Annotated in this window: 15 protein-coding genes; 2 read left to right on the top strand and 13 right to left on the bottom strand. The window is 70.7% G+C overall.

The window, feature by feature from the left end; translation table 11 throughout:
- Window positions 1-167 precede the first annotated feature (167 nt).
- Both rpsO and ATM97_RS10470 read right to left on the bottom strand, forming a co-directional pair.
- Window positions 168-437, bottom strand: coding sequence for a 30S ribosomal protein S15 (gene rpsO / locus ATM97_RS10475; RefSeq protein ID WP_019048089.1), 270 nt, complete (start codon window positions 435-437; stop codon window positions 168-170).
- 128 nt (window positions 438-565) lie between these two features.
- Complete coding sequence (locus tag ATM97_RS10470; RefSeq protein ID WP_218717772.1) at window positions 566-1,534, bottom strand: bifunctional riboflavin kinase/FAD synthetase; 969 nt, start codon at window positions 1,532-1,534, stop codon at window positions 566-568.
- Between the two features lie 69 nt (window positions 1,535-1,603).
- Between ATM97_RS10470 and ATM97_RS10465 the strand changes: the two genes are divergently transcribed.
- On the top strand, window positions 1,604-2,371 hold the full coding sequence (locus ATM97_RS10465) for a metal-dependent transcriptional regulator (protein WP_255587519.1): 768 nt from the start codon (window positions 1,604-1,606) through the stop codon (window positions 2,369-2,371).
- On the opposite strand, the gene ATM97_RS10460 is transcribed toward ATM97_RS10465, so the two are convergent.
- The 7 genes from ATM97_RS10460 to ATM97_RS10430 form a co-directional block, all read right to left on the bottom strand.
- On the bottom strand, window positions 2,368-3,180 hold the full coding sequence (locus ATM97_RS10460; RefSeq protein WP_218717771.1) for a hypothetical protein: 813 nt from the start codon (window positions 3,178-3,180) through the stop codon (window positions 2,368-2,370). The two genes, ATM97_RS10465 and ATM97_RS10460, sit on opposite strands and share 4 nt — an antisense overlap.
- A gap of 102 nt (window positions 3,181-3,282) precedes the next feature.
- Window positions 3,283-3,705 carry an EF-hand domain-containing protein gene (locus tag ATM97_RS10455; protein WP_218717770.1) on the bottom strand — a complete coding sequence of 141 codons (423 nt, stop codon included), beginning with the start codon at window positions 3,703-3,705 and terminating at the stop codon, window positions 3,283-3,285.
- 143 nt (window positions 3,706-3,848) lie between these two features.
- A complete protein-coding gene (gene truB / locus ATM97_RS10450) occupies window positions 3,849-4,781 on the bottom strand; it encodes a tRNA pseudouridine(55) synthase TruB (protein WP_218717769.1) in 933 nt (310 codons plus the stop codon).
- Window positions 4,781-5,452: a 4'-phosphopantetheinyl transferase Npt gene (gene npt, locus ATM97_RS10445; RefSeq protein WP_218717768.1), complete on the bottom strand. Its 672-nt coding sequence runs from the start codon at window positions 5,450-5,452 to the stop codon at window positions 4,781-4,783. Before npt ends, truB begins: the two co-directional genes overlap by 1 nt.
- Window positions 5,453-5,473: 21 nt before the next feature.
- On the bottom strand, window positions 5,474-6,430 hold the full coding sequence (locus ATM97_RS10440) for a metallophosphoesterase (protein ID WP_218717767.1): 957 nt from the start codon (window positions 6,428-6,430) through the stop codon (window positions 5,474-5,476).
- Between the two features lie 175 nt (window positions 6,431-6,605).
- Window positions 6,606-7,736, bottom strand: coding sequence for a lipase family protein (locus ATM97_RS10435; protein ID WP_218717766.1), 1,131 nt, complete (start codon window positions 7,734-7,736; stop codon window positions 6,606-6,608).
- A 103-nt stretch (window positions 7,737-7,839) separates the two neighbouring features.
- On the bottom strand, window positions 7,840-9,183 hold the full coding sequence (locus tag ATM97_RS10430; protein WP_218717765.1) for an MATE family efflux transporter: 1,344 nt from the start codon (window positions 9,181-9,183) through the stop codon (window positions 7,840-7,842).
- A gap of 272 nt (window positions 9,184-9,455) precedes the next feature.
- Between ATM97_RS10430 and ATM97_RS10425 the strand changes: the two genes are divergently transcribed.
- Window positions 9,456-10,634 (top strand): MFS transporter, encoded by a 1,179-nt coding sequence (locus ATM97_RS10425; RefSeq protein WP_255587518.1) that lies wholly within the window; start codon window positions 9,456-9,458, stop codon window positions 10,632-10,634.
- Window positions 10,635-10,720: 86 nt separating this feature from the next.
- Here ATM97_RS10425 and ATM97_RS10420 read toward each other — a convergent pair whose 3' ends face one another.
- The 4 genes from ATM97_RS10420 to infB all read right to left on the bottom strand — a co-directional run.
- Complete coding sequence (locus ATM97_RS10420; RefSeq protein WP_305082651.1) at window positions 10,721-11,719, bottom strand: bifunctional oligoribonuclease/PAP phosphatase NrnA; 999 nt, start codon at window positions 11,717-11,719, stop codon at window positions 10,721-10,723.
- 80 nt (window positions 11,720-11,799) lie between these two features.
- Entirely contained in the window at window positions 11,800-12,249 is a 450-nt protein-coding gene (gene rbfA / locus ATM97_RS10415) for a 30S ribosome-binding factor RbfA (protein ID WP_218717763.1), read from the bottom strand.
- A gap of 14 nt (window positions 12,250-12,263) precedes the next feature.
- Complete coding sequence (locus ATM97_RS10410; protein WP_218717795.1) at window positions 12,264-12,557, bottom strand: DUF503 domain-containing protein; 294 nt, start codon at window positions 12,555-12,557, stop codon at window positions 12,264-12,266.
- A 93-nt stretch (window positions 12,558-12,650) separates the two neighbouring features.
- A partial coding sequence (gene infB, locus ATM97_RS10405) for a translation initiation factor IF-2 (RefSeq protein ID WP_218717762.1) occupies window positions 12,651-14,881 on the bottom strand: 2,231 nt, incomplete at its 5' end.

Below are 14,881 nucleotides of genomic sequence, written 5' to 3'. Positions count from 1 at the left end.
CTACCGAAGACCGACGCCACGCGGACGGATGCACACGGCTGTCACATGTTGTAGTGCACGCGGAAACCCGATGGTCGCCGAATACACGAATAGCCAACGAGAAGAAGTGTACTTCTTCCCATTGGCTACTCGCCGACCGCCTCAGCGAGGAGGCGTGTCGAAGCAGATCAGCGGCGCAGGCCGAGACGCTCGATGAGCGAACGGTAGCGCTCGATGTCCTTGGCCTGCAGGTACTTCGACAGGCGACGACGACGACCGATCAGGGCCAGCAGGCCGTGCCGGGTGTGGTGATCGTGCTTGTGCTGCTTGAGGTGCTCGGTCAGGTCCGAGATTCGCTTCGACAGCAGCGCGATCTGCGCCTCCGGCGAGCCGGTGTCCTTCTCGTGCAGGCCGTACTCGGCCAGAATGGCCGACTTCTGCTCAGTGGTCAGCGCCATGCGGCATCGACTCCTCTTTCTCAGTTCCGCGCTCGAAGTCCCGGTTACCCGGAATGGGCGCCACCGCGGACCGCAGCAAACCCGAGGATCGACTGTACCGGAGCGCTCGGGCGCGGGCCGCACCGGCCTCAGGCGTCGGCGGCGGTGAGTACCTTGCGCGCGTTCTCGACATCGCGGCCCATGGCCTCGACCAGGTCGTCGATGGTGTCGAACTTGCGCATCCCGCGCAGCTGCTCGACGAAGTCGACCGCCACGTGCTGGCCGTACAGATCGGCCTCGCCGTCGAGGACGAAGGCCTCCACGGTGCGCGAACGGCCGGAGAAGGTGGGATTCGTGCCGACCGAGATGGCGGCCATCGCGCGCGCACCGGGCTCGACCGTGCCGATGGTCGGGCCGGGGCCGAGCACGGTGAACCAGCCCGCGTACACGCCGTCGGCCGGGATCGCCGCGTGCATCGGCGGGGCGACGTTGGCGGTCGGGAAACCGAGCCCGCGACCGCGCCCGTCACCGTGCACGACGACGCCCTCGACCCGATGCGGACGGCCGAGCGCCTCGGCGGCGGCCGCCATGTCGCCCGCGTCGACGCAGGCGCGGATGTAAGTGGAGGAGAAGGTGACGGCGTGCTCGCCGAGCAGGGTGACCCCGTCGACCTCGAAGCCGAAGCGGGCGCCCAGCTCGCGCATGGTGTCGACGGTGCCCGCGGCCTTCTTGCCGAAGGTGAAGTTGTCGCCGACGACGACCTCGGTGACGTGCAGCCGCTCGACCAGCAGATCGTGCACGTACCCGGCCGGGGTGAGCTTCATGAACTCCTGGGTGAAGGGCATCACGCAGAACACGTCGATCCCGAGTTCCTCAGCGAGCTCGGCCCGCCGGGTCAGGGTGGTGAGCTGGGCGGGATGGGAACCGGGCCGGACCACTTCCATCGGATGCGGATCGAAGGTCATCAGAACCGAGGGAACATCACGCTTCTTCGCCGCGGCCACCGCGCGGCTGATCAGCTGCGCGTGCCCGCGATGCACGCCGTCGAACACGCCGATCGTGAGGACGCAGCGCCCCCAGTCGGCGGGCACATCGTCGAGACTTCGCCATCTCTGCACAGAGCGAAGCCTACGCAACGTTATTCGCCGGCGCCGTGCCGGTCCGCCGATGTGTCATTCGGGCCAGGGATGCCTAACATCAATGATGTGCCAGGTAAACGAGATGTCGCTACCCGCCGAGCGTCGACAGCGCCCGGTGAACAGGCCGAACTCGCTGCCACCGCGACGCTCGCGCCCGAATTGTCCGCAGTGGCGCAGGACTATCTGAAAGTCATCTGGACCGCCCAGGAGTGGTCACAGGAGAAGGTCTCGACCAAGCTGCTCGCCGAGCGGATCGGGGTGTCGGCCTCGACGGTGTCCGAGGCGGTCCGCAAGCTCTCCGATCAGGGTCTGGTCGAGCACGCCCGCTATGGCTCGATCACCCTCACCGAGCACGGCCGGCGCGCCGCCGTCGCCATGGTGCGCAGGCACCGGCTGATCGAGACGTTCCTGGTGAACGAGCTCGGGTACGGCTGGGACGAGGTCCACGACGAGGCCGAGGTGCTCGAGCACGCGGTCTCGGAACTGCTGATGTCGCGCATCGACGCCAAACTCGGCCACCCCGATCGCGATCCGCACGGCGACCCCATCCCGTCCGTCGACGGCGCGGTCCCCACGCCCCCGGCCCGGCGCCTGTCCGACTTCGCCGCGGGCGAATCCGGCCGCGTCGCCCGCATCTCCGACTCCGACCCCGCCATGCTGCGCTACTTCGACTCGGTCGGCATCGCCCTCGACACCGTGATCGCGGTCGAGGAGCGCCGCGATTTCGCCGGCACCATCGCGGTCCGCATCGCCGCCGCCGACACCCCGACCGAACTGGGCACCCTTGCCGCCGAAGCTATCTGGCTGACCGCCTAGCAGCTGAAGTAGGACCGCAGCGTATCCGGGACGCCGGCGGCGGTGGCCTCGGCCCAGCACGTGTCGTGCGGGAACCGGACATAGGTCGTCCAGGTCCCGGAGGCGCGGGTGATGATGCGCTGGTTGTCGCCGGGGCTGTTCCAGGACACGACGGCCCAGCGGCCGTCGCAGTGGGAGATGGTGGCGGCGGGCACGCGGTCGACCCCGAGTTCGGTCTCGACGGTGGCTTCGGCGCAGGCGGGCGCCGGTGCGGTGTCCTGGAAGCGCAGATTCCCGGTGACGGTCGCGCCGGCGTCGACGAGGAAGAGCGAGTGCATGCCCTCGGGAACCGGATCGGTGCCCGCCGGGGCCGTCATCCCGAAGTGGTAGCAGCCCGTCACGGCGGTGAAGACGGCCACGCCGGCGGCGTCGGTGACACCGTCCTGGCGTTGCGTTTCGGTGGTCTCGCCGACGGGGATGTCGCGACCGGCCGGGTCGCACGGCTGCTGAAGCGAAAGACGCACGGGGACACCGGGAACCGGAACACCGGACAGCGTCGCCGTGCGCAGGACGACCGTCCCGGTCCCGGGCACCGGCGCCGGAGTAGTGCGGGTGGCTGTGGGCGCGGTGGCGGTACCGACCGGCGCGCTCGTCACCGGTGCCGCGCTCGGCGGGATGATCACCGGCGGCCGGGAGGTGCTGGTTGCCGTACTCGGCCGGACCGAACTCGACGCCCCCGACCCCTGCGGATCACCACCACCGCCGCATCCCGCGAGCAGCAGCGTCACCCCGACGACGACGCCGATCCAGGTCTTCCCTCGTGCAGCCATGGCCCACCCCTCCGTAGCCGAGAGCTATTCGTCCTGGCTATCGCGACGAAGGGCGGTGGCGTTAACCACCGTCCAGTGGCCCTGACGCCACGGCGGCGTGGCTCAGCGGGACAGGAAGTCCAGCAGGACACGGAATTCCGCGAGCGAGAGGTAGCCGTCGCCGTCCTGGTCGGCCGCGGCGAGGAGGTCCGCGGCCGGTTCCTCGATGCGGCCGCCGCCGACGTGGCGGATCAGTGCGTCCAGTTCGCTCACCGAGATGCGGCCGTCGCCGTTGACGTCGAAGACCCGGAACGCCGCGTCGGCGTCGGTCACCTCGATACGGCCCTCGACCACGGCGGCGTCGAATTCGGCACGAGAGACCAGGAAGTCGCCGTCGGTGTCGGCGGCGGCGACCAGTCGTTCGATCGCCGCGCGGTCGACCTCGATACCGGCGGAACGGATTCCGGCGGCGATGTCGTCCACCGACACCAGCCCGTCCCCGTCGCGGTCCCACAGCGTGAACGTGTCGACCGGCTCTGTACTCATCGCGCTACCCTTCCCCGCGATCGGCGACATCCGTACGCCGACCGTCACCGCCACTCTACGTAGGCGCGAACGACGATGTCCGGCGACGCAGACATCGGCCCGCGGGAATCCGCCGAACACCACGCGGCGCACGACCTTTCGTCTCAGTCGCCGATGCCCTGGGGACGGACCACCATCACCGAGGCCGCGCGCTTGCCGCTCTCCTCGAGCAAGGCGATGGCCTTGCCCGACGGATCGATGGCCGCGTACACGCCCTTGATCCCGATCGGCTCGAGCCAGCGGCCGTTGCGCAGGTCGTTCGCCTGGGACTCGTCGATGTCGCGGTGCGGGAACGCGGTGCGGACCGCGGTGTCGATGTCGAGGCTGAGCAGGGGCTGTTCGGCCGCCGCGGCGGCGGCCAGTTGCTCCAGGGTGCGAGCGTGTTCGAGGGTGAACGGGCCGACTCTGGTCCGACGCAACGCCGTCAGATGGCCGCCGACGCCGAGGGCGGCGCCGAGGTCGCGGGCCAGGGCGCGGATGTAGGTGCCCGAGGAGCACTCGACTTCGACGTCCAGATCGACGAATTCGCCGTCCGCGACATCGCGGCGGGCCAGCACCTCGAAGCGCGACACCGTCACCGGACGGGCCGTGAGCTGCACGTCCTCCCCGGCGCGGGCGCGGGCGTAGGCGCGCTCGCCGTCGACCTTGATGGCGCTCACCGTGGCCGGGACCTGTTCGATGTCGCCGGTCAGCGCCGCGACACCGGCCGCGATCTCGGCGTCGGTGACGTGCAGCGCCGGGGTGGTCGCGGTGACCTCGCCCTCGGCGTCGTCGGTGATCGTGGCCTGGCCGAGCCGGATGGTCGCGGTGTAGGCCTTGGTGGTCAGGATCAGCTGGCCGAGCAGCTTGGTCGCCCGCTCCACACCGAGTACGAGCACGCCGGTGGCCATCGGATCGAGCGTGCCCGCGTGCCCGACCTTCTTGGTGCGCAACAGCTTCCGGCTGCGCGCGACGACATCGTGGCTGGTCCAGCCGCCGTCCTTGTCGACGATGACCAGGCCGCCGAGCTGGTCGACCGCGGGGGTGCGCGCGGCCATCAGCCGTGCGCGATCGCGGTCAGGATCAGCCCGTCGGCGATCATCCAGCGGCCGTCGAACGAGGTCAGCGGGGCGCCGCCGTCGTTCGTCGTCCCGGGCACGAGCAGCTGCGTGTGGAAGGTGCCCGTACCGGAATCGGCGGTGCGGGAATCGATCTCGACACTGATGTGCGCGTCCTCGAAACCGAGCCAGCGCAGCGTCAGCGGGAACCATGCCTTGTAGGTGGCCTCCTTGGCGCAGAACAGCAGGCGGTCCAGGTGCAGACCGTCGGCGGGCGCGGTCGCCAGCCAGTCCCGTTCGGCGGGCAGACTGACCGACTCGAGCACGCCCTCGGGCAGCGCGCCGTGCGGTTCGGCGTCGATGCCGACCGAGCGGAAGCGCAGCGCGTGCGCCATCGCCGCGGCGCGGTAGCCGTCGCAGTGGGTCAAGCTGCCGACCACACCGCGCGGGAACAGGGGCATGCCCCGCTCCCCCTTGCCGATGGCCACCGGCGGCTCGCCCAGCTGCTCGAGCGCGAGGCGGGCGCAGTGGCGGGCGCCGATGAAGTCGCGCCGACGCTTCTCGACCGACTTGGCGATGAGGTGTTCCTCGGCGGGGTGCGCCTTCAGGTCCTCCGGGTACGCCAGCAACTCGGCGGCGGCCACGCCCGAGGGCAGAATGTTGTCAATCATCGGGTCCCAGCCTAGTAGTGGTCAGACGCCGCGTCGGCGGTCGGCCTTGGCGCGCATCTCGGCCGCGGCGGCTTCCATTTCCGGGGTGACGCTGAAGTGGCCGCCCCAGGCGTTGAGGTCACCCTCGGCGTAGACGGGCTCGGGCAGGATCTGGCGCAACAGCGGCTCGGGCATGCCGCGCCGTTTCCATTCGCGCGGGTAGCCCAGCGACACCTCTTCGAAGCGCACGCCGTCGTAGTAGGTGGTGCGCGGGATGTGCAGGTGCCCGTACACCGAGCAGACCACGTTGTAGCTGGTGTGCCAGTCGGCGGTGAGGTCGGTGCCGCACCACATCGAGAACTCGGGGTAGAACAGGATCTCGGTGGGCTGGCGGACCAGCGGGAAGTGGTTGACCAGCACCACCGGGGCCTCGGGGCCCAGCGCGTCGAGGCGGCGCTGGGTGTACTGCACGCGCGCGTGGCACCAGGCGTCGCGGGTGAGGTACGGGTCGGGGGTCAGCAGGAACTCGTCGGTGGCGACGACATTGCGTTCCCGCGCGACGGCCAGGCCCTGCGCCTTGGTGGTCGTGCCCGCGGGCAACCAGGAGTAGTCGTAGAGCAGGAACATCGGCGCGATGGTCACGCGGCCGCCGTACTGCTCGGCGCCCGAGCCGGTCCACACCGGGTACGGATCCTCCGGGGTCACCACGTCGAGGTCGCGGCACATCGAGACCAAGTAGTCGTAGCGCGCGGCGCCGTGCATCTGCACCGGGTCCTTGGGCGTGGTCCAGAGCTCGTGGTTGCCCGGCACCCAGATGACCTTCGCGAACCGGCCGCGCAGCAGCTCCAGCGCCCAGCGGACCTCGTCGGCCTTCTCGCCGACGTCACCGGCGACGATCAGCCAGTCCTCCGGCGAATCCGGATGGATCTGCTCCACCACCGGCTTGTTGCCCTGATGCCCGACGTGCACATCACTGACCGCCATCAACTTCGGAATCACCTGTCCACAGTGGCACACCCGCGAACCGGCGCCTGCGCGGGTTCACCCGATCCGATCACGCGGTCGTCAGCGCCCCTCGGCGACCAGCAGATCCAGCAGCGCCGATGCGGCCGTGTTCGTGTTCTACGAGGCGTGGCGCGGCAGCGCGGATTTGGACTGCCGCACATGCGCGAGTTCAGGAGCGGAACAGGCCCTCGACGAAGGACAGCACCTGCGGCCGCGCCTGCGCGTCGATCTCGGGATGCCCGCCCGGATACTGGCCGAACTCCACGGCGGTGCCCGCCGAGCGCATCTGCGCGAGCAGGGTGTAGGTCATCGGCAACGGGACCACCGTGTCGGCGGCGCCGTGGACGATCAGGATCGGCTGCCGGTAGCCCACCGTGGGGACCACCATGTAGTCACGCAGCGCCGCGCCGATGCCGTCGGCATCCACCGGGCGCGCCAGCAGCGCACCGATCGACGCGCCGTCGACCACCGCGCCGAAATCGTCGACGCAGCTGGTGGCGATCGCGTCGACGACGTCCCGGCCGCGCGAGCTGAGCAGGCCGTTCACATCCAGATCGGGGCGGGCGGCGCGCAGCCCGGCGAGGATGCCCGCGAACGGGCCGACCAGCTCGTCCACGATCGGCAGATTCGGCACCCGCGGGTCGAGCCGGGACAGGATCTGCTCGAAATTGGATTCCGGCGCGAGCGCGACGGTGCCGCGGAAGTCCAGCTCGGGGGCATAGTCGTCGGCGAGATTGCCGGTGGCCAGCGCCGCGTGGCCGCCCTGGGAGCCACCGACCACCGCCCAGGTCGCCGACAGTCCCGGCTCCGCCGCGCGGGCGGCCCGGACCAGGTCGATCGTCGCCGTCGCCTCGGTGCGGGTGTGCAGGTACGGATGCACGGTGTCGGAACCGACGGACAGCCCGAGATAGTCCGGCGCGACCACGGCCCACCCGCGGTCGAGGAAGGATTGCAGCAGCGGCCGCTCGTGGACCGCCTTGTTCGTCGTGATGCCGCACTGCGGACCCAGACCGCTGGTGCCGTGGTCCCAGGCCACGACCGGATAGCCGCCGGCCGGTGGCGGCGAGTTCGGCAGCAGCACGAGACCGGCGCCGTTGATCAGGCCGCCGGTCGGCCCCTCGGTGCGATAGTCCACGATCGCCGCGCGGGACCAGTCACCCCAGCCCGCGGGCTGGTCGATGTGCCCGAGCAACGCGCCGGCCCCATCAGGTGCGGCTTGCGCTGCGGGAACCCCGATTCCGAGCCCGGCAACCAGGACCGCGGCGACGACCGCCGATCGGAGACCGATACTCCTGGACATCACGCCACGCACTACTTCGCCTCCATCATCGGTTCGAAGTCCTCCGTCCCGACGGTAGTGCGACATCGCCGACCGGGGCATCGCTGTGACGAGCGCCACTGTCCTACGCGGCCCCGGTCGGGATATCGGCGCCGACGCGTGCCCAGCGGCCGGAGCGGGCGCGGGCCACGACGGCCAGCAGGCGTAGCAGCATGAACGCGACCAGGCCGGACCAGATGCCCGCGACACCCCAGTCGAAGACCAGCGACAGCCAGATCAGCGGCAGGAAACCGATCAGGGCGGCGATCAGCGTGGCGGTGCGCAGGAACGCGGCGTCGCCCGCGCCGAGCAGGACACCGTCGAGCGCGAAGACCGCGCCTGCCACCGGGATCATCGCGACGAAGAACCACCAGATGACGTGCGTGCGCTCGAGGACCTGGGCGTCGTCGGTGAACAGCAGCGGGATCACCCCCGCACCGGCGGCGAAGACGGCGGCCAGCACCAGGGCGAAGATCTCCGACCAGCCCGTGACCCGGCGGGCGATGCCCTCGGCGCCCCGCGCGTTGCCCGCGCCGAGCGCCGCACCGACGAGCGTCTGCGCGGCGATGGCCAGCGAATCCAGCGTCAGCGCCAGGAAATTCCACAGTTGCAGGACCAGCTGGTGGGCGGCGACCGAGGCGGCGCCGAAGCGGGCGGCGACGGCGGCGGCGGAGATGAAGCACGCCTGGAACGACAGGCTGCGCACGATGAGATCGCGGCCGAGGACCAGCTGGGCCCGCATCACGGCGGGGTGCGGGCGCAGCGGGACCCGTTCGCGCAGCAGCGCGTAGCCGAACAGACCACCGGTCACGAGCTGGCCGACCACATTGGCCACCGCCGACCCGGCCAGCTCCAGGCGCGGCGCCCCGAACAGCCCGTACACCAGTACCGGGCACAGCACGGCCGACAGTGCCAGTCCCACCACCACGAACATCAGCGGGCGGCGCACATCCTGTATCCCCCGCATCCAGCCGTTGCCCGCCATCGACAGCAGGATCAGCGGCACGCCGAACAGGGCGATCCGCACCCAGCGCAGCGCCTCGTCGGCGATCTCGCCGCCACCGGCGATCGCCGCGCACAACGGCCCGGCGACCAGCTGCACCACCACCAGGATGAGCACACCGATCGCCGCACCCACCCAGCTGGCCTGCACGCCCTCCGCGACCGCGCCCGCCCGGTCTCCCGAGCCGTGCCGGCGCGCCGCCCGCGCGGTGGTGCCGTACGACAGGAAGGTGAGCTGGGTGCTGACCGACCCCACGATGACCCCGCCGACCGCGAGCCCGGCCAAAGCCAGCGCCCCGAGCCTGCCGACGATCGCCATGTCGAACAGCAGGTACAGCGGTTCGGCCACGAGCACGCCGAGCGTCGGCAACGCGATCCCGAGAATCCGTCGCGGCCCCACCTCGGCGTCCGGACCAACCGTGGACATCAGACTCCGCCTCCCCGTCGCCGGCGCCCGATCCGGCGCACGACACCGATGCTCGCATACCCGGACGCCACGACCCGGCGCCGCCACGAGCACCCTGCCACCGGCGGAACGGGCCCCGAACCGGACCCGCGCGGCGGAAACCGGACGACCCCGGGGAATTCCCTGGTAAATGTCGCGGTGCCCGACACCTCGGGCAATACTGGTCACTCGCCCAGTCAGGGCGGACGCTGCGCGACCCTCCCGGTTCGCCCCGATCTCTCAGGACAGCAACGATGGCGTTTGTACAGCGGTGGCGCGTGATCACGGCGTTCGCCCTCGTGGGCGCGGCGACCCAGGTCGTCTGGCTCAACTACGCGCCCGTCACCACGGTGGCGGCGGACCATTTCGGCGTGTCGGAGTCGGCGGTCGGCTGGCTGGCCAACATGTTCCCGCTGCTGTACGTGGTGCTGGCGATCCCGGCGGGCATCCTGCTCGACCGCTGGTTCCGGCCCGCCCTGATCGCGGGCGCTGTGCTCACCGCGATCGGCGCCGACCTGCGGTTGCTGCACGACAGCTTCGCCATGGCACTGCTCGGTCAGACCATTGTGGCCATCGCGCAGCCGCTGGTGCTCAACGCGATCACCGGCGTCGCCGGGCACTACCTCGCCGAGAAGGACCGTCCGACCGGAATCGCGGTCGGCACCGCCAGCACCTTCGCCGGGATGGCCGCGGCCTTCGTACTCGGCGCGATCTTGCCCGCCGAGCACCAGCTGTGGACGCTGACCGCCGTGGGCGCGGGATTCGCCAGCGTGGCCGCGCTGCTGCTCACCGTCGAGGTCCTGCGGCCGGGACCGGTCGCGGCGGGCGCGGCGCCGAGGCGTCCGGCGGGTGAGCCGCTGGCCGCGCTGCGGGTGACGCTGCGCGACCCCTATGTCCGCCGGCTGTGCGCGGCGGTCTTCTTCCCGTTCGGCACCTTCGTCGCGCTGGCCACCTACGGTCAGGCACTGCTCGAACCGGCCGGGGTGAGCGCCGACGCGGCGAGCGTCGTGCTGCTGGTCAATGTCGTGGCCGGGGTCGTCGGATGCGCGGTGGTGCCGGTGACCGTGCTGCGGCGCGGCGTCGAACTGCCCGCGGTCATGGTGGGCCTCACGGCCAGTGCGCTCGCCTGTCTGCTCGTCGCCGTCGCGCCCGGACTCGCCACCGGTTTCCTGGCCTTCGTGCTGATCGGCCTCACCCTGCTGCCCGCGCTGCCGATCGTGCTCACCATGACCGAGCGGCACACCGGAGTCGCCGAAGGCACCGCGGCCGGGCTCATCTGGATGACCGGCAATCTCGGCGGCCTGGTCGTCGCCGGGGCCACCGGCCTGCTCGTCGACCGGCCGGCGGCGGCGTTCGGACTCTGCGCCGTCGCGACGATGGTGGGAGTGCCGCTCGTGCTGCGGCTGCGACGCGAGCCCGTCGCCGTCGGCTGATCGGCGCGGTGTCGGCCGGGCAACTCGCGCGAGCGGACCGCCCCGCCCGATGTGGCCGGAGCACGCGCCCGGCGACGGTTCCGCGCTCAGCCGAGCACGGTGACCAGCGCCTGCACCACGTCGGTGGCGTTGCCGTAGGTGGTGTATCCGGCCGCGAAGCGATGTCCACCGCCGCCGAACTCGCTCGCGATCGCGGCGACATCCACCCCGTCGGCGGCGCCGGGCGCGGAATCACGGGAGCGCAGCGAGACGGTCCAGCGGTCGTTCTGGCCGCGGGCCTCCTTGAAGACGGCGGCGATCCCGGCCTCGGCGGTGGTGCGGACGACGTCGATGACGCTCTCCACCTCTTCGGGGCCCACCTCGTGGGTGTCGGCGGCCCGCACCAGCGCGTAGACCAGCCCCACCCCGGCAGCCGAGGGTACGACGACCGCCGTGGACAGCACCTTCGACAGCATCGGCAGCCACGCGTACGGGTGGGTGTCGAGCAGCACCCGGGTGATCTCGGCGCCGTCGATCCCGGTGGCGAGCAGCCGCTCGGCCATGGCGTGACTGCCGGTCCTGGCCCAGCGGAACGAGCCGGTATCGGTCACCAGCCCCGCGAACAGGCAGTGCGCGATGGGGGCGTCGATCGGGATGCCCCACGCGTCGAGCAGGCGAGTGACCAGCTCCGTGGTCGAGGCCGCCGACTCGTCGATCAGGTCGACGGTGCCGAATCCGTCGTTGGCCCGGTGATGATCGATGACCAGCGTCGTCGTCGCTCCGGCCAGCCGGTCGGCCAGCACCCCGAGCCTGCTGCGCGCACCGCAGTCGACGACCACCAGCAGGTCGACCTCGCGCGGTACCTCGGCGGGCGGCACCAGCAGATGCCCGCCGGGCAGCGTCCGCAGCGAGGCGGGCAGGTCGGCGGGTTCGGCGAAGGACACCACCACCGGCACGCCCTTGCGTTCCAGGGCCAGCGCCAGCGCCAGCCCGCTGCCGATGGTGTCGGCATCGGGCTGCACGTGACACAGCACCGTCACCGACCGCGCCGTCGCCAGGGCGGCGACGGCGGCGGCCGGCACGGTCGCGTCACGGGCGCCGGTCATGCGGTACCCGTTCGGCATGCGCGGGCGCCCGACGTGGTCACGCGAGCTACCGCCTCCAGGCGCTGACCGCTCATGCCGGGCTACTCGTCGCCGTCGTCGTCGCGATCGGACTTGTACGGGTCGGCCTCACCGGCGTGCGTGGCGTTGGCCGCGACCTTGGCGACCTCGTCGTCGATGGCACGAGCCCGGGCCAGCAACTCCTCCATCTCGCGAGCCGCGTCGGGCACCTTGTCCAGCGTGAACGACAGGATCGGGGTGAACTTCACCCCGGTGCCCGCACCCACCTTGGACCGGAGCACGCCCTTGGCCGCGTCCAGACCGGCGGCGGCGGCCGCGTAGTCGGGTTCGGTGTCGAGCGTCTCGCCCATCACCGTGTAGAACACCGTTGCCTCGCGCAGATCGCCGGTCACCTTGGCATCGGTGACGGTGACGAACCGCAGCCGCGGATCCTTGATCTCGTACTCGATCGCGGTGGCCACGATCGCGGAAATCCGCTTGGCGAGTCGGCGTGCCCTGGCTTGATCCACCATGGCGATACCTCCCTCTAGTCTTCGGGTCCGAAGATCCGGCGGCGTACTGCCAGCAACTCTATCTCCGGACGGGCGGCGACGTGCCGCTCACATTTGTCGAGCACCTCGTTCAGGTGCGCCGTTTCCGCGCTGACCATGGCCACCCCGAGCAGTGCCCGGCGGTGTAAGTCCTGGTCGCCGGCCTCTGCGGCGTTCACGGCGAAGCGCTTCTGCAGCTCGGCGAGGATCGGCCGGATCACCGACCGCTTCTCCTTGAGCGAGTGCACGTCACCGAGCAGTAGATCGAATTCGAGCGCACCGATGTACAGCGGTGCTCACCTCCTGATAGATGGATGGATTGCCCGCATGACCACACGCCGCACCCGAGGTTTCGGATGCGGCGTGTGGAACGGTGTGCGTGATCAGTCGCGCGGCTTCTCGCGCAGCTCGTACGCCTCGATGATGTCGCCGTCCTTGATGTCGTTGTAGGTCACGGTCATACCGCACTCGTAACCTTCGCGGACCTCGGTGGCGTCGTCCTTCTCCCGCTTGAGCGAGGAGATGGTCATCGTCTCGGCGACGACCCGGCCGTCACGGATCAGGCGCGCCTTGGCGTTGCGCTTGACCGAACCCGACAGGACCATGCAGCCGGCGATGTTGCCGACCTTCGACGAACGGAAGATCGCGCGGATCTCCGCCCGGCCCAGCTCGACCTCTTCGTAGATCGGCTTGAGCATGCCCTTGAGGGCCTTCTCGATCTCGTCGATGGCCTGGTAGATCACCGAGTAGTACCGGATGTCGACGCCCTCGCGGTTGGCCAGCTCGGTGGCCTTGCCCTCCGCACGGACGTTGAAGCCGATGATGATCGCGTTCGAGGCCGACGCCAGGTTGACGTTGGTCTCGGTGACGCCACCGACACCGCGGTCGATGACGCGCAGGCGCACCTCGTCGTCGATCTCGATGCCGAGCAGGGCCTCTTCGAGGGCCTCGACCGTACCGGAGTTGTCGCCCTTGAGGATCAGGTTGAGCTCCGAAGTCTCCTTCAGGGCGGCATCCAGATCTTCCAGGCTGATCCGCTTGCGGCTGCGCGCGGCCAGCGCGTTGCGCTTGCGCGCATTGCGGCGGTCGGCGATCTGGCGAGCGATCCGGTCCTCGTCGACCACGAGCAGGTTGTCGCCCGCGCCGGGCACCGAGGTGAAACCGATGACCTGGACGGGCCGCGACGGCAGGGCCGCCTCGACGTCGTCGCCGTGCTCGTCGACCATGCGGCGCACGCGACCGTAGGCGTCGCCCGCCACGATCGAGTCGCCGACGCGCAGCGTGCCGCGCTGGATGAGCACGGTGGCCACCGGGCCACGGCCGCGGTCGAGGTGCGCCTCGATGGCGACACCCTGGGCGTCCATGTCCGGGTTGGCCCGCAGGTCGAGCGAGGCGTCCGCGGTCAGCAGCACCGCTTCGAGCAGCGCGTCGATGTTGGTGCCCTGCTTGGCCGAGATGTCGACGAACATGGTGTCGCCACCGTATTCCTCGGTCACCAGGCCGTACTCGGTCAGCTGCTGCCGGATCTTGTCCGGGTTCGCGCCTTCCTTGTCGATCTTGTTGACCGCCACCACGATCGGCACGTCGGCCGCCTGGGCGTGGTTGATCGCTTCCACCGTCTGCGGCATGACGCCGTCGTCGGCCGCGACCACGAGGATCGCGATGTCGGTGGCCTTCGCACCACGGGCACGCATGGCGGTGAACGCCTCGTGACCCGGGGTGTCGATGAAGGTGATCAGGCGCTCTTCGTCGTTGAGGTTGGTCAGCACCTGGTAGGCACCGATGTGCTGGGTGATGCCACCGGCCTCGCCCTCACGGACGTTGGCCTTACGGATCGTGTCCAGCAGTCGGGTCTTACCGTGGTCGACGTGACCCATGACGGTCACGACCGGCGGACGCTGCTCGAGGTCGTCCTCGCCGCCGGCGTCCTCGCCGTAGGTGAGATCGAACGATTCCAGCAGCTCGCGGTCTTCGTCCTCGGGGCTGACGACGTGCACGACGTAGTTCATCTCGCTGCCGAGCAGCTCGAGGGTCTCGTCGTTCACCGACTGGGTCGCGGTGACCATCTCGCCGAGGTTGAACAGCGCCTGCACGAGGGCAGCCGGGTTCGCGTCGATCTTCTCGGCGAAGTCCGACAGCGACGCGCCGCGGGCAAGACGGATGATCTCGCCGTTGCCGCGGGGCAGCCGCACGCCACCGACGGCGGGCGCCTGCATGTTCTCGTATTCGGCGCGCTTCGCCCGCTTCGACTTACGGCCACGACGCGGAGCGCCACCGGGGCGACCGAACGCACCCGCTGCGCCACCACGGCCACCGGGACCACCGGGACGACCGCCGCCGCCACCGGGACGACCACGGAAACCACCGGCCGCGGGTGCACCGGCACCCTGACCTGCACCGGGGGCACCGCCACCGCCACCGCGGTAGCCGCCACCGCCGCCACCGGGACGACCTGCGCCGCCACCGGGAGCGCCGCCCGGACGACCCGGACGGCCACCGGCCGCCGGACCCGGACGCGCGGAGCGCTGGGGCATGGCACCGGGGTTGGGACGCGGCGGCATCGAGCCCGGGTTGGGGCGCGGACCACCGGGACGCGGGGCACCGCCCTGCGCGG

The sequence above is a fragment of the Nocardia sp. MH4 genome (genome assembly GCF_019266065.1).
Classification (GTDB): domain Bacteria; phylum Actinomycetota; class Actinomycetes; order Mycobacteriales; family Mycobacteriaceae; genus Nocardia; species Nocardia canadensis.
The sequence above is the reverse complement of the archived record's forward strand: the minus strand, read 5'-3'. Positions and strand labels throughout refer to the sequence as shown.

Coding starts and splice junctions, on each gene's coding strand:
- rpsO (WP_019048089.1), bottom strand. CDS start 437: ATGGCGCTGACCACTGAGCAGAAGTCGGCCATTCTGGCCGAGTACGGC.
- truB (WP_218717769.1), bottom strand. CDS start 4,781: ATGGCCGCGCGCACCCCCGCGGTCGACCAGCTCGGCGGCCTGGTCATC.
- ATM97_RS10430 (WP_218717765.1), bottom strand. CDS start 9,183: ATGTCCACGGTTGGTCCGGACGCCGAGGTGGGGCCGCGACGGATTCTC.
- ATM97_RS10460 (WP_218717771.1), bottom strand. CDS start 3,180: ATGGCTGCACGAGGGAAGACCTGGATCGGCGTCGTCGTCGGGGTGACG.
- ATM97_RS10420 (WP_305082651.1), bottom strand. CDS start 11,719: ATGACCGGCGCCCGTGACGCGACCGTGCCGGCCGCCGCCGTCGCCGCC.
- npt (WP_218717768.1), bottom strand. CDS start 5,452: ATGATTGACAACATTCTGCCCTCGGGCGTGGCCGCCGCCGAGTTGCTG.
- ATM97_RS10465 (WP_255587519.1), top strand. CDS start 1,604: ATGCCTAACATCAATGATGTGCCAGGTAAACGAGATGTCGCTACCCGC.
- ATM97_RS10455 (WP_218717770.1), bottom strand. CDS start 3,705: ATGAGTACAGAGCCGGTCGACACGTTCACGCTGTGGGACCGCGACGGG.
- ATM97_RS10435 (WP_218717766.1), bottom strand. CDS start 7,736: ATGTCCAGGAGTATCGGTCTCCGATCGGCGGTCGTCGCCGCGGTCCTG.
- rbfA (WP_218717763.1), bottom strand. CDS start 12,249: ATGGTGGATCAAGCCAGGGCACGCCGACTCGCCAAGCGGATTTCCGCG.
- ATM97_RS10425 (WP_255587518.1), top strand. CDS start 9,456: ATGGCGTTTGTACAGCGGTGGCGCGTGATCACGGCGTTCGCCCTCGTG.